This window comes from Muribacter muris, assembly GCF_001038205.1.
GTDB classification, from domain to species: domain Bacteria; phylum Pseudomonadota; class Gammaproteobacteria; order Enterobacterales; family Pasteurellaceae; genus Muribacter; species Muribacter muris.
Map to the genome: position 1 here is coordinate 1 of NZ_JWIZ01000023.1, position 13,863 is coordinate 13,863.

A 13,863-nucleotide genomic window follows, 5' to 3' on the forward strand; every position below is an offset into this window, starting at 1 on the left:
TTTTTGTGCATTTGCTACATAACGCCGTATTTTTGGCATTATGCAGCGCAAACGACAGGCGCTGTAAGTTCGGGCGATAGCAACACAAAATTGCTAATTTTTCGCCATAACGCACCGCGTGTTGTCAATTTTTCCTTGTAATTCTTGCCATTTTTGCTAAATTCTTGCGGTTATTTTTCTGAATTTATAAAGGTTTAAAAATGAGCCAATCCCTTGAGTTAATCAAATCTGCGATTAAATCGATCCCCGACTACCCGAAAGCCGGCATTATTTTCCGTGATATTACCTCGCTACTTGAAGTGCCGAGCGCCTTTCAAGCCTGTATTGATGCGATTGTTGCCCAATTTAAAGAGAAAGGCATTACCAAAATTGTTGGTACGGAGTCGAGAGGCTTTATTTTTGGCGCACCGGTAGCATTGGCGTTAGGCGTACCGTTTGTGTTGGTGCGTAAACCGAATAAATTACCCCGCCAAACCATTTCGCAAAGCTATGAGCTAGAATATGGCGAAGATACGCTGGAAATTCATTGTGATTCCGTTCAAGCGGGCGATAATATCTTGATTATCGACGATTTATTGGCAACCGGCGGTACGGTTGAAGCCACGGTAAAACTGATTCGCCGATTAGGCGGCACGGTTGAAAATGCCGCATTTGTGATTGAATTGCCGGCATTAAAAGGGGCGGAACGCCTTGCACAACAGGGCATTACATCTTTCAGCTTAGTCGAGTTTGACGGGCACTAATCCGCCCGTGGCTTGCGGGTAATAGTTTAGGGTTTTGACAATGAGTTATCAGGTTCTGGCACGCAAATGGCGACCACAACGTTTTGCCGATGTGGTGGGGCAGCAGCACGTTTTATCCGCCCTTGAAAACGGGTTGAGAGAGAACCGCCTGCATCACGCCTATTTATTTTCCGGCACGAGAGGGGTCGGTAAAACCTCGATTGCCCGCCTCTTTGCCAAAGGCTTGAACTGTGAAACGGGCATTACCGCCGATCCGTGCGGTCAATGTGCCAACTGTAAAGCGATTGAGGAAGGGTGCTTTATTGATTTGATTGAAATTGATGCCGCCTCTCGCACCAAAGTGGAAGATACCCGAGAATTGCTTGACAATGTGCAATATAAGCCGACAGTCGGGCGTTTTAAGGTCTATCTGATTGACGAAGTGCATATGCTTTCCCGCCATAGTTTTAATGCCCTGCTTAAAACATTGGAAGAGCCGCCGGAGTATGTCAAATTCCTGCTGGCGACCACCGACCCGCAAAAGTTGCCGATTACGATTTTATCCCGCTGCCTGCAATTTCACCTGCGGGCATTAAGTCCACAGCAAATTCAAGATCATCTTGAGTATGTGCTAAACCAAGAACAGATTGCCTATGAATTACCCGCCTTGGCAAAATTAGCCAAAGCGGCACAAGGCAGTATTCGAGATGTGTTAAGTCTGACCGATCAAGCGATTGCCACCAGTAATGCTCATATTACGTTAGAGGTGGTGAGCCAAATGCTCGGCTTAATTGACGACCATCAGCCGCTTGAATTAGTGCAAGCTATTGCCAATGCCGATGGTGAAAAGGCAATGCAGGTGATTCAACACGTGGCACAAAAGGGCGTGGACTGGCAGCAATTACTCAATGATACTGCGGAGACGCTCCACCAAATTGCAATGTTGCAACTCTTACCCCACGATCACGAACAGGAAACGACGTTGCACTTTCTTGCCCGCCAAATGCCGCCGGAAGATGTGCAATTTTTCTACCAATTAGTGCTGACCGGGAAAAAGGAATTACCCCTTGCCCCCGAACAACGCAGCGGCGTGGAGATGACGGTATTAAGAGCTCTGGCATTTCACCCAAAACATATTACTTCACAGCCGGAATCAATGCCCGTGCCAACGCCGGTTCAGTCTGCACCGCAACCGAGCGGTTTAAGCCGAATGCGTGAAGCATTGGAGCAGCAACGTAAAGCAATGCCGCCTCAAATGCCTGCGCAAGCGGTGAGTTCTGCCACAAATAATGCAAATAATCTGGCGCAACAGACCGCTTGCCAAACCACGCACGCCACAGATACACCGTCTGTCTCGCCGGCACTGCAAGCATTGCAGGCTCGTAATGCACTAAAATCGAAAAGCCAAGATAACGAAAAAAAAAAGTCTGAGTTAGCGACGCCGATTGTGCCGAAAAGTGCCGTTCCAAAAGGAAAAACAACGCTTTCGCAAAATTTTGCCGAACTGACCACGACTCGGGATAAAGTCTATCAGAAGCAAACCAAATCGCCGATACAGCCGATTCAGCAAGCGCAACCGATAAACGATGAAGATTATCGCTGGACGTGGCTGAATCCGGAGCTGGAAAGTCAGCAGCAAGAAAATATTAAACCCTCTGAAATTAAACAAGCGATTTTGCAGGAACGCACCCCTGAATTAGTACGCAAAACCATTGAGCTGGCGTGTGAACAAGATGAATGGAGTCGCATTGCCAACGAGCTCAAATTGGGCGGATTTTCTCGACAACTCGCCCTCAACAGCTATTTGGCGGAAAGAACGGGCAATCGGCTGACTTTGGTATTAAAGCCCGAAATGACCCACTTAGACAGCGAAGAAGCCCGCCATAATTTGAGCGAAGCCTTGAAAGAACAAGGTCTAGACTACGAAATGCGTATTGGGGAGAGCAGTGAACATTATACCCCCCTTGAACTTCGCCGTGTGTTATTTGCAAAATTAACCCTTGAGGCAAAGGAAGCGTTATTGGCAGATAGCAAGTTGGCACTGCTGCGTGAGACCTTTTCAGCCGATCTTGACGAATCCACCATTAGAGCGGTAGCAGAATAATGAAAGCCTTAGAAATCAAACAGTTAGTAAAACAATATGCCACAGGCGTTACAGCGGTGAACGGCATAGATTTGAGCGTTGAGCAGGGCGATTTTTATGCACTACTGGGGCATAACGGCGCAGGCAAATCGACTACTATCGGCATCATCAGCTCGTTAATTAACAAAACTAGCGGCACAGTGAGCGTATTTGGCTACGATTTAGATCAGCAAAAAACGCAATTAAAACAGCAAATCGGGCTTGTGCCACAGGAATTTAACTTCAACCAATTTGAAAAAGTACTTGATATTTTGCTTCAGCAAGCGGGTTTTTACGGCGTACCTTACCACGTTGCGCAAGAACGGGCGGCATACTGGCTGAAACGCTTGGATTTGTGGGAAAAACGCCATCATTTTACCCGTGAACTCTCCGGCGGAATGAAACGTCGGGTAATGATCGCCAGAGCGTTGATGCACAATCCCAAATTGTTGATTTTAGACGAACCGACAGCTGGGGTGGATATTGAGCTACGCCGCAGCTTGTGGGATTTTCTGCGGGAGCTGAACCAACAAGGCACGACCATTATTTTAACCACCCATTATCTTGAGGAAGCCGAAACCCTGTGCCGCAATATCGGTATCATTCAGCAGGGGCGCTTAATTGAAAATACCTCAATGAAAGCCCTATTAGCTAAGCTGGAGACGGAAACCTTTTTGCTGGATTTAGCCGAGAACCGACCGCTTGCCATTCAGGATTATCCGTTTAAATGGTTGGATGACACCACCCTTGAAGTGGAGGTTAAACGCAAACAAGGGCTGAATCGGCTCTTTCAACAGCTCTCCGCCCAACAGGTTGAAGTGCTGAGTCTGCGTAATAAATCCAACCGACTTGAAGAACTCTTTATGAAAATGGCTGAAAAATAGCCCGAAACGCAACTGTGAAACTGACGTTACCCCCTTTAAGCCTCTATATTCATATCCCTTGGTGCGTGCAGAAATGCCCTTATTGCGATTTTAATTCGCACGCACAAAAAGGCGACATTCCCGAAGCCGACTATATTACGCATTTATTGGCGGATTTAGATCAGGATCTTCGTTTCTACCGCACGGCGATTGCCGATCGCCCGATTCACTCGATTTTTATCGGCGGCGGCACACCGAGCCTGTTTTCAGCGGACGGTATTCACCGATTACTCACCGCTATCCGCCAACGGATTGCGTTTGCCGACCAGATCGAAATTACCCTTGAAGCCAATCCGGGTACGGCGGAAGCGGAGCGGTTTATCGGCTATGCACAAGCGGGCATTAACCGGATCTCAATGGGCATTCAAAGTTTCGAGCCGGAAAAATTGCTCAAATTAGGGCGTATTCACGATCGAAATGAAGCGATACAAGCGGTCGGATTTGCTCAAAATGCCGCAAAATTTGGGCTGAAGAGTTTCAATCTGGATTTGATGCACGGCTTGCCGAATCAAAGTGTCGCACAAGCCTTAGCAGATTTGGAACAAGCGATTGCCCTCCAGCCGCCGCATCTCTCTTGGTATCAGCTTACGATTGAACCGAACACAATGTTCTACTATCGCCAGCCGACTTTGCCCGATGACGATGCGTTGTGGGATATTTTCGAGCAAGGGCATCAACGCCTCATTCAAGCCGGCTATCAGCAGTATGAAACCTCTGCTTATGCTAAGGCAGGCTACCAATGCCGACACAATTTAAACTACTGGCGGTTTGGTGATTACCTCGCCATTGGTTGCGGCGCGCACGGCAAAATCAGCTACCCGACGGGCGAAATCTACCGGTTTAGCAAAACCAAGCACCCGAAAGGCTATATGCGGGGGGAATACCGTTATCAACAGCACGAAATCACCTTAGCGGATCGCCCTTTTGAATTTTTTATGAACCGTTTTCGATTGCTGGAAGCCACCCCAAAAGCCGAATTTGAGGCTTATACCGGACTGAACGACAATATTGTCCGCCCGACAATCGATTGGGCTTTAACCCAAAATTATCTAACCGAAACCGCCGACCATTGGCAAATCACCCAACACGGCAAATTATTTTTAAATGAATTGCTGCAAGGTTTTTTGGTTGAAGAATAGTCCAAATTGGTGGGACGTTCATTTTAGATAGGGTAAATGTAAGGGTAGAGTAGCTGATCTCCACCCTCTTTTTATAAAGACATATACGCTATTTCTTACTAATCGCCCCTAAAATGCCACGCATAATTTGTTTGGTAACTTGGTTGCGGAGGTTTCTGCCGACCGATTGAGCAACGCTGCCGACCAGCTGTTCGGCAACGCTTTGTTCGCTTTTTTTCTTCGTGCCGAAAATAGAGGCTAACATTCCGCCTAAGAAGCCGTTATCTTGTGCTTTTTCTTCTTCGGCGGCTTGTTGCGCTGCGTGAGTTTGGGCATTTAGCACTTCAAAGGCGGATTCATTATCGACATATTGGCTGTAATGCAGATAAAGATCGTCCTGCTTGACGAGGTTAAGACGTTCTGCCTCGCTAATCGGTTTGAGCTGACTTTGCGGCGGGTAAATGTAAGCAATTTCCACCGGTGTCGGCATTCCTTTTTCATCTAAGACGGAAATTAACGCCTCGCCGACCCCTAGTTGGGTAATCGCTTCTACCGCATTTACCGCCGGATTGGCACGGAAAGTTTCCGCTGCGGATTTAACCGCTTTTTGATCTTTCGGGGTAAATGCCCGTAAGGCGTGTTGAATACGGTTACCTAGCTGACCTAGTACGGATTCCGGCAGATCCAGCGGGTTTTGGGTAACAAAATAGACCCCTACGCCTTTTGAACGAATCAGCCGTACGACTTGCTCGATTTTATCGACCAAAACTTTCGGTGCGCCGTCAAACAGGAGGTGAGCTTCATCAAAAAACAGGACAAATTTCGGTTTATCCGGATCGCCGACTTCCGGTAATTGTTCAAATAATTCCGCCATAAACCAGAGTAAAAACGCACCGTACATTCTTGGGGAGTTGATCAATTTTTCCGAGTTGAGAATGTTGATCACGCCTCGTCCGTTACGGGTTTGAAACCAATCGTGCAAATCTAATGCGGGTTCGCCGAACAAGTTGGTTGCTCCTTCGTTTTCGAGGGCGAGCAAGGCACGTTGAATTGCCCCGACACTCGCAGCAGAGACGTTGCCATACTCTACTTGAAAGGTTTTGGCGTTTTCTGCGACGAATTTGAGCATTGCTCGCAGATCTTTCAGATCAATAAGCAGTAAGCCTTTATCATCGGCGACACGGAAAACGAGGTTAAGCAAGCCTTCTTGGGTATCGTTTAAATTCAGCAGGCGGGAGAGTAGCATTGGCCCCATTTCCGAAATCGTGGTGCGTAGCGGAATGCCCGTTTCGCCGAAGACATCCCAAAAAGAGACGGGAAAACCGTCCAAATAGGCCTCACCACCTAAGCCGAACTGCTCAATCCGTTCTGCAATTTTGCCTTGAAAACTACCCGCTTGTACCAGACCGGAAAGATCACCTTTCACATCAACTAAAAAAACCGGTACGCCGTCATTGCTGAATGTTTCCGCCATTTTGCGTAGGGTAACGGTTTTTCCCGTACCCGTTGCACCGGCAATTAAGCCGTGCCGGTTTGCCATTTTTGCCGTCAGGGATAGCGGTGTGCCTGAATGGGTTTGTGCGATAGTGTAGCTCATTTGTGTTCTCCTTAGCTTGAAGCGGTCGAATGTGGGTGTTTTTTCTCAAATTAACGGCGTTTTTTCGGTTTAAGCTGAGCGGTTAGCGCCCCTTTGTTGCCGATAGCATAGCCTTTTTCCCAGTTGCGTTTAAATGCGTTGGGTAATTTATTGGCAGTATAGCGACAATAATTGACACGTTGTTGAAACATTTCTGTTTTTTGCGGGGCAAATGACTTGCCGACACGGTAGCCGTCTAAATACCAATCGTCCGCATCGTTGCACTCAGTCGTATTGATCCGTTTATGGTGAAGATTTGTGGCTACGGGTGAGTGTCCTTTTGCGACCCCAACCCCTTGTTGCTGTGTCGTTACACAGCTCGTTAGCCCGATAGCGCAGGCAAGCAGCCCGCAGAGATAAGTTAATTTCATTGTATTCCTAAATGGTTGGGGACGTTTTGTAACGTCCCCGAAGTGATTAAAAGATTAACGGCGTTTATTCGCTTGCGGTGTTCGCATTTTTGCACCGATACGGTTTGGCTTTGGCAAATTCAGCAGCGAGGCACTATCGTATTGGCTGACTGGAATGAGATGTCCGATATATTCTTCAATTGCCGGCAGGTTGATTGCATAACGTTCGCAGGCAAAGCTGATAGAATGCCCGCTTTCGCCGGCTCGTCCGGTACGCCCGATACGGTGGACGTAATCTTCACGATCATCGGGCAAATCATAGTTAAAGACGTGGGTAACATCGGCAATGTGCAAGCCACGAGCCGCCACATCGGTTGCCACCAGAATATCCAAATTCCCTTGGGTGAAACTGTCCAGCAGCGCTAATCGTTTTTTCTGCGGAATATCGCCGGTCAGTAACCCGACCCGATGTCCGTCTGCACTTAAATAGCCCCAAATTTCTTCGCATTTATGCTTCGTATTGGCGAATACGATGCAGCGATCCGGCCACTCTTCCTCAATTAAGGTGAGTAGCAGTGCCATTTTGTCCTGATTAGAAGGGTAGAACAGTTCCTCTTTAATCAGATGTCCGGTACGTTGTAACGGTTCGATCTCAATATACTCGGCGTTGTGCATATCTTCAAACGCCAATTCACGCACACGGTGCGAGAGCGTAGCAGAGAACAGCATTGTGAGACGGTTTTCCGGTTTCGGACATTTACGCATTAAATAGCGAATATCTTTGATAAAACCGAGGTCGAACATTCTGTCTGCCTCGTCCAACACCACCACTTGAATGCGGGTTAAATCAATAATATTTTGTTTGACATAATCAATCACCCGGCCGGTTGTGCCGACTAAAATATCAACGCCTTTTTCAATCGCTTGCAGTTGTTTTTCGTAACCGTCCCCTCCGTAAGCCAACGCTAATTTTAAGCCGGTATGGCGGGTGAGAATATCCGCGTCGGAGGCAATTTGCACGGCAAGTTCACGGGTTGGGGCAAGAATTAAGGCGCGAGGTTGATTAGCTTTGGTTTGAATATCTTGGCTGAGCAAATGGTGAAAAGTGGCAACTAAAAATGCCAGCGTTTTGCCCGTACCGGTTTGCGCTTGTCCGGCAATATCTTGTCCTGCCAAAGTGTAGGGCAGGGTTTTAGCTTGAATAGGCGTACAGAATTCAAACCCTTTACTGTCGAGGGCAGCAAGGACGTTATCGTGAATCGGAAAATCGATAAACCGTTGTTCTGTAAGGTGTTTTGACATAATCAAGCCTCAATTTGCAAAAAAAGGAAAAAATCTGACCGCGTGCGACAGAATAAAGTGCGGAAAAGATACCACAAATGCCGTATTTTGAGTAGAATCTTAGGTTATTTCCCATCTAAATTCATTAAATGAGGTCATTATGTCAGTGCCAAATCTAAAAAATCGCCATTTTTTACGCCTAATGGATTTCACCCCTGCCGAAATTCACTATTTGCTTGCCTTATCCGCCAAACTCAAAGCCGACAAAAAAGCGGGAACGGAAAAACAGACAATGAAAGGCAAAAATATTGCGTTAATTTTTGAAAAAACCTCGACCCGTACCCGTTGCGCCTTTGAAGTGGGGGCGTTTGACCAAGGGGCGAATGTGAGCTATATCGGGCCGAGCGGCTCGCAAATCGGGCATAAAGAATCAATGAAAGATACGGCACGGGTATTGGGCAGAATGTATGACGGCATTCAATATCGGGGCTACGGGCAAGCGCTGGTGCAAACCCTTGCCGACTATGCGGGCGTGCCGGTGTGGAACGGTTTAACCGATGAATTCCACCCGACCCAAATTTTAGCCGATTTTTTGACGATGCAAGAGCATTGCAACAAACCGCTCAACCAAATGAAACTCGCTTACCTAGGCGATGCCCGCAACAATATGGGTAACTCTTTTGTGGAAGGGGCGGCATTGATGGGCATTGATTTACGCTTGGTCGCGCCAAAACAATTTTTTCCGGAGCAAGCCTTACTGGACGAAGTTGCGGATATGGCAGCGCAAACGGGGGCGAAAATTACCTGTACCGAAGAGGTTGCCGCCGGTGTTAAAGATGTCGATTTCATCTACACAGATGTGTGGGTGTCAATGGGCGAGCCGGAATCGGCGTGGGAAGAGCGGATTAAATTGATGAAGCCCTACCAAGTGAATACGGCATTGCTGAAAGCAACGGGTAATCCGCAGGTTAAATTCCTGCACTGCCTACCGGCATTCCACGATGATCAAACCCTTGTCGGTAAAGAAATTGCCGCGAAATACGGAATGAACGGTTTGGAAGTTACAGATGAGGTGTTTGAATCACTGGCTTCAATTGTGTTTGACGAAGCGGAAAACCGAATGCACACCATTAAAGCGGTAATGGTTGCCACCTTAGGCGATCAAATTTGATACACAAGCGGTAGGTTAGAGCTATTTTTTCCCCAAAATATTATGTATGTGCTAGAGAAAGCGAATATAATGTTACCATTTTGCTAAAAAATGTTTTGAACCTACCGCTTGTTAGCCGACAAAATTCAGTATGGAACACATTAATATCAGTTTCGTTGTCCCCGTTTACAACGTCGAAAAATACCTTGCTGCTTGCTTAGACAGCCTGCTTGCCCAAACGGTGAGTAAAGAGATCATTATTATCAATGACGGTTCAACGGATAATAGTCTGGCAGTGGCACAAGCTTATTTTGCCCGTTATGCGTGCATTTCTGTGCTGAATCAGAAAAATCAGGGCATTTCTGCGGCACGCAATGCCGGGCTGAAACTGGCAAAGGGGCGTTATGTCTATTTTGTTGATTCGGACGATTGGATTGTCGAGCCTCACCTTGACAAAATGGTGGAGATTGCCGATCAGCATAATGCCGTTTTACTTAAAGGGACGGCTTCTTATAGCTATGAAGATGGATCGGGCTGAGTGCCTTATGTTCGCCCGTTTGAATCAAAAAATATTGGCAACAATCAATATGAAATAATGACGGGCTATCGCCATTTGCACGATATGCTCAGCCGAGATTGGCTGCCAAGTTGCTGCTTTGGCTTTTTTAATACCGAGTTTTTACGCCGGCACGGTTTGCAGTTTCGAGAAGATATAAAAATCGGTGAAGATGCCGTGTTTATGACCGAAGTGCTGACCTGCGAGCCGGAAAAAACCGTGATTGAAGTCGGACGGGTCTTTTACCATTATCGCCTACGTCCACACAGTCTGACGACCACGAAAAACGATATTGCCAAGTTAGTCAATCTGTTTGAGGTGAGCCAATTATTCATTAGTTTCTATGAAAAACAGCGTGCTGTGCAGGCGAATGAACAAATGCTGATAGACTTACAGCGTATTGCGGCAATTAACTACGGTAGTGCTTACCGATACCAATATTTGAGCTATACGCCGGAAAATAAGGCGAAAGTTCGTCATTATTTCACGCCGGAGATTATCCGTTTTATGCAGCGATTTTTGAGCTACGAAGTTATACTTTAGATGAAAAAGGACACGCAATGTGTCCTTTTATATTGCAGAATTACTCTTGTGCCAGTGCGGTAATCGGATTGAGGCGGGAGGCGTTGCGGGCGGGAATATAGCCGAATACAATGCCGATAAGGGTAGAGCAGAGGACGGCGATTATGACGGATGAGCCGGAGAGTACCATTTTAAAGTCCGTTCCCAATGTGTTAAAGGCGAGGATAACGCCAACGGCGAGCAGAATGCCGATGACCCCGCCCAATAGGCAGATCAACATCGCTTCGATAAGAAATTGTTGCAGGATATTCCCCTGTTTTGCGCCGATCGCCATTCTCACTCCGATTTCTTTGGTGCGTTCGGTAACAGACACCAACATTATGTTCATCACGCCAATGCCGCCGACTATCAATGAAATCAAGGCAATGGACGAAATCAGCAGGGTCATTGTGTTGGTCGTGCTTTCAATGGTTTGCTTAATCGTGTCGGTGTTCATCACGAAGAAATCTTTTTTGCCGTGGCGATAGGTGAGAAAATCCGTCAGACTTTTTTCGGCGGTTTGGCTTTCCACATTATCCCGGATTTTAACGGCAATGGAATCAATGTTTTTTGCCCCTGAAATACGTTGCATTAACGTGGTGTAGGGCGTCCAAAGATTGAGGTTACTGGACGGATTATTTGCCTGTTCTGCTACGCCGATGATCTCAAGGGGCTTCTTATCAATTAAAATCTGCTTGCCGATTGGCTGATTGAGCTTAAGGCTTTTTTGCGTATTCGGGTCGATCACGATCACCTGTGCCGCTCTGTGTACTTCGTCCGGATTAAACAATCGCCCGTCCCGTAATTTAATTCCCCGTACGTCAAAATACTGTTCGCCTACGCCGTTGATTTGACCGGTAACGGCGATATTGCCGGCAATAATAGTGCCGCTATGCATACTGTTTGGGGTAACGCTTTCGATATAACGTTGTTGGGCGAGTGCCGAGACATCGCCGATAGTGAGATTTTTGGTTAAATTCGCCCGCCGATCACCAAATCCCGTGCCGTTAAAAATGCTCATCGTATTTGTCCCCAAGCTATTGATATTCGATAAGATCTGCTGTTGAGAGCCTTTTCCCAACGCCACTACCGAAATGACGGACGCTATGCCGATGATAATGCCCAACATTGTCAGCAAGGCACGCAACTTATGCGCCATAATCGCACTGGTCGCCATTTTAAAAGATTCGTATAGTTGATCCCAAAGCCGTGGTGAACGGTGTGGTGCGTCAGCAGTCGCAGGCGGCGTGTTTAACGGTTTTTGCCGTTCGTCCCGCAAAATTTCGCCGTCTTTAATTTCAATGACCCGTTGTGCGTGGGCGGCAATATTCGGATCGTGAGTTACCAAAATTAAGGTATGCCCCTCTTGGTGCAGGCTTTGTAAGGTCGCCATTACTGTTTCGCCGCTGTGGGAATCTAGCGCCCCTGTCGGTTCATCGGCAAGGATAATATCACCGCCGTTCATCAACGCCCGTGCAATGCTGACCCGTTGTTGCTGCCCGCCGGAAAGTTGGTTCGGCTTGTGATGCAGTTTGTCGCCCAGCCCCAGCTTCTCTAGCAAAATTTTTGCTTTTTCTAACCGCTTGTGTTTTTCAACACCGGCATAAATTGCTGGTAAGGCGACATTCTCTAACGCTGTGAGGCTGGATAACAGATTGTAACGTTGGAAAATAAAGCCAAATTGTTGGCGGCGTAGTTGGGAAAGTTGATCGCCGGAGAGCTGTTGCGTTTCTGTGCCGTTGATTTTATAAGAGCCGTCCGAGGCGGTATCGAGGCAGCCGAGAATATTCATCAAGGTCGATTTCCCCGAACCCGATGCGCCGATAATCGCAACAAAATCCCCTTTTTCGATGGTTAAACGGATATTTTTGAGAATGTGGGTCGGCGATTCGGCACTGCCGACCCATTTATTCAGTTGTGAAATTTCAATCAGTTTCATTATTTCCGAGAAAATTAAAATGGGTGAATGATGGACAGATACGGGCAAGGTTGGTTCAACAAGCGGTTGGTTTTGCAAAAAAACGAACAAAACCAACCGCTTGCAAGTATTATTCTAACCAAAGCGGTAGTTGAATTTTAACCTTCAAACCGCCCATTTCGCTCTTTTCAGCGGACACCGTGCCTCGATGTTGTTGGATAGCGTTGGCAACGATTGCCAAGCCTAAGCCCGTGCCGCCCGTTTGTCTGGCTCGATCTTCTTCCACCCGATAAAACGGGCGGAAAATTTCGGTGTATTGGCTGTCCGGTACGCCGGCACCGTTGTCGTCAATGGTGATAAAGAGATTTTTTTGGTCGAGGTAAATCGTTACTTTGACCGTTGTCGCTGTGTATTTTTTCGCATTGCGGATCACATTTTCCACCGCACTGGCTAACATTGCCACATTGCCGTTAATGAAATAGCGTTCCGGGTGGACGATACGTTGGCTCACAAACAAGGTTAATTCATTTTGTTCTAGTTCAAATTGGGCATCTGCCAACACATCTTCCCAAATTTTAGCAATGGGAAAAATTTCCCGTTTTAAGTGGTGGTTGGCTTGGTTGCGGGAGAGCATCAGCAGATCGTGGATCATTGTGTCGAGCTTTTGAATTTCCCCTTCAATGCGTGTGATCTCACTGGATTCACCGTTGCGGCGGCGTAACAGTGAGAGCGCAAGTTGCATTCGGGTCAGCGGCGTTTTCAACTCGTGGGAAATATCCGAAAGCAGCCGTTGTTGGTAGCCGGTTAATCGCTGTAAGGCGGTGATCATTTGGTTGAAACTTTTGCCGACTTGACGGAGTTCCATAATGCCTTCCTGCTCAAGTTGCGGGTTGGTGGTTAAATTACCGGTTGCCACAGCGTTGGCACTAAGGCGTAATTTTTTCACCGGTTTGGCAATACGGCGGGAGAGCCAAAGCATAATCGGGGTGCTGACGATCAGTAGCAGCAAAATCATCATCCACGGCGAGTCAAACATATAGTTGATGAAATCACGTTGCGGGCTGACTTTTTGCACAAAATATTGGTAATAGTTGCGGGTATCCGATTTGATGAAAAACGGGCCGTAAAATTCAAATTTACCAAAACGGCGTTGGAGCGGCTCGGCAGGGCTATTCGCTTTATAGATGAAGGCTTGTAGTGCATTGAGGTGCTGTTTGTTCACGCCAACCAAGCGGTTTGATCCCTGTTCTAAGAGAATAATATCAAAGCGGTTGGGGGTAGTAACCGATAAGTTTTTCTGAAAAATATCATCAAGGTTGTAATGCTCTTCGGTATAGCGGCTTTCTTCTTCAAAATAGAGACGTTTGCCTAGCTCAATATGATTAAATACCCGTGCATCAAAATTCGGCAAAACAAGGGCAATCGCAAATACTGTGGCGATAATAATCATAAAGGAGAGAAAAATTTGGTAGGCAAGATAGTTTCTTAAATTTCGGATTTTGTTTAGCATTGTTCTTCCCGTTAAA

General features: G+C 47.0%; 12 protein-coding genes. 7 read left to right on the top strand and 5 right to left on the bottom strand.

Features of this window, described 5'->3' with window-relative positions; genetic code table 11:
- Positions 1–200: 200 nt before the first annotated feature.
- From apt to hemW, 4 genes are read left to right on the top strand one after another with little or no spacing between them, the layout of a single operon-like run.
- Positions 201–743, top strand: coding sequence for an adenine phosphoribosyltransferase (gene apt / locus RO21_RS04115; protein WP_047976528.1), 543 nt, complete (start codon positions 201–203; stop codon positions 741–743).
- Positions 744–783: 40 nt separating this feature from the next.
- On the top strand, positions 784–2,826 hold the full coding sequence (gene dnaX, locus RO21_RS04120; protein WP_047976529.1) for a DNA polymerase III subunit gamma/tau: 2,043 nt from the start codon (positions 784–786) through the stop codon (positions 2,824–2,826).
- Positions 2,826–3,728, top strand: a complete 903-nt coding sequence (locus tag RO21_RS04125) for an ABC transporter ATP-binding protein (RefSeq protein ID WP_047976530.1) — start codon at positions 2,826–2,828, stop codon at positions 3,726–3,728. The genes dnaX and RO21_RS04125 overlap by 1 nt, the downstream gene beginning before the upstream one ends.
- 14 nt (positions 3,729–3,742) lie before the next feature.
- A complete protein-coding gene (hemW, locus tag RO21_RS04130; protein WP_047976531.1) occupies positions 3,743–4,906 on the top strand; it encodes a radical SAM family heme chaperone HemW in 1,164 nt (387 codons plus the stop codon).
- A gap of 88 nt (positions 4,907–4,994) precedes the next feature.
- Here the strand turns inward: hemW and RO21_RS04135 are convergent, their stop codons facing one another.
- The 3 genes from RO21_RS04135 to rhlB are packed head-to-tail and all read right to left on the bottom strand — an operon-like array spanning position 4,995 to position 8,173.
- A complete protein-coding gene (locus RO21_RS04135; RefSeq protein ID WP_047976532.1) occupies positions 4,995–6,482 on the bottom strand; it encodes a helicase HerA-like C-terminal domain-containing protein in 1,488 nt (495 codons plus the stop codon).
- A 50-nt stretch (positions 6,483–6,532) separates the two neighbouring features.
- Positions 6,533–6,892, bottom strand: coding sequence for a hypothetical protein (locus RO21_RS04140; protein ID WP_047976533.1), 360 nt, complete (start codon positions 6,890–6,892; stop codon positions 6,533–6,535).
- 54 nt (positions 6,893–6,946) lie between these two features.
- On the bottom strand, positions 6,947–8,173 hold the full coding sequence (rhlB, locus tag RO21_RS04145; protein WP_047976534.1) for an ATP-dependent RNA helicase RhlB: 1,227 nt from the start codon (positions 8,171–8,173) through the stop codon (positions 6,947–6,949).
- A 139-nt stretch (positions 8,174–8,312) separates the two neighbouring features.
- Between rhlB and argF the strand changes: the two genes are divergently transcribed.
- The 3 genes from argF (at position 8,313) to RO21_RS04160 (ending at position 10,401) form a co-directional block, all read left to right on the top strand.
- Positions 8,313–9,323, top strand: coding sequence for an ornithine carbamoyltransferase (gene argF, locus RO21_RS04150; protein WP_047976535.1), 1,011 nt, complete (start codon positions 8,313–8,315; stop codon positions 9,321–9,323).
- Between the two features lie 130 nt (positions 9,324–9,453).
- Positions 9,454–9,840, top strand: coding sequence for a glycosyltransferase family 2 protein (locus RO21_RS04155; RefSeq protein ID WP_053067705.1), 387 nt, complete (start codon positions 9,454–9,456; stop codon positions 9,838–9,840).
- Positions 9,841–10,401, top strand: a complete 561-nt coding sequence (locus RO21_RS04160) for a hypothetical protein (protein ID WP_047976536.1) — start codon at positions 9,841–9,843, stop codon at positions 10,399–10,401.
- Positions 10,402–10,441: 40 nt separating this feature from the next.
- On the opposite strand, the gene RO21_RS04165 is transcribed toward RO21_RS04160, so the two are convergent.
- Positions 10,442–12,358 carry a MacB family efflux pump subunit gene (locus tag RO21_RS04165; RefSeq protein WP_047976537.1) on the bottom strand — a complete coding sequence of 639 codons (1,917 nt, stop codon included), beginning with the start codon at positions 12,356–12,358 and terminating at the stop codon, positions 10,442–10,444.
- A gap of 109 nt (positions 12,359–12,467) precedes the next feature.
- A complete protein-coding gene (gene cpxA / locus RO21_RS04170) occupies positions 12,468–13,847 on the bottom strand; it encodes an envelope stress sensor histidine kinase CpxA (protein WP_047976538.1) in 1,380 nt (459 codons plus the stop codon).
- Positions 13,848–13,863: the final 16 nt, after the last annotated feature.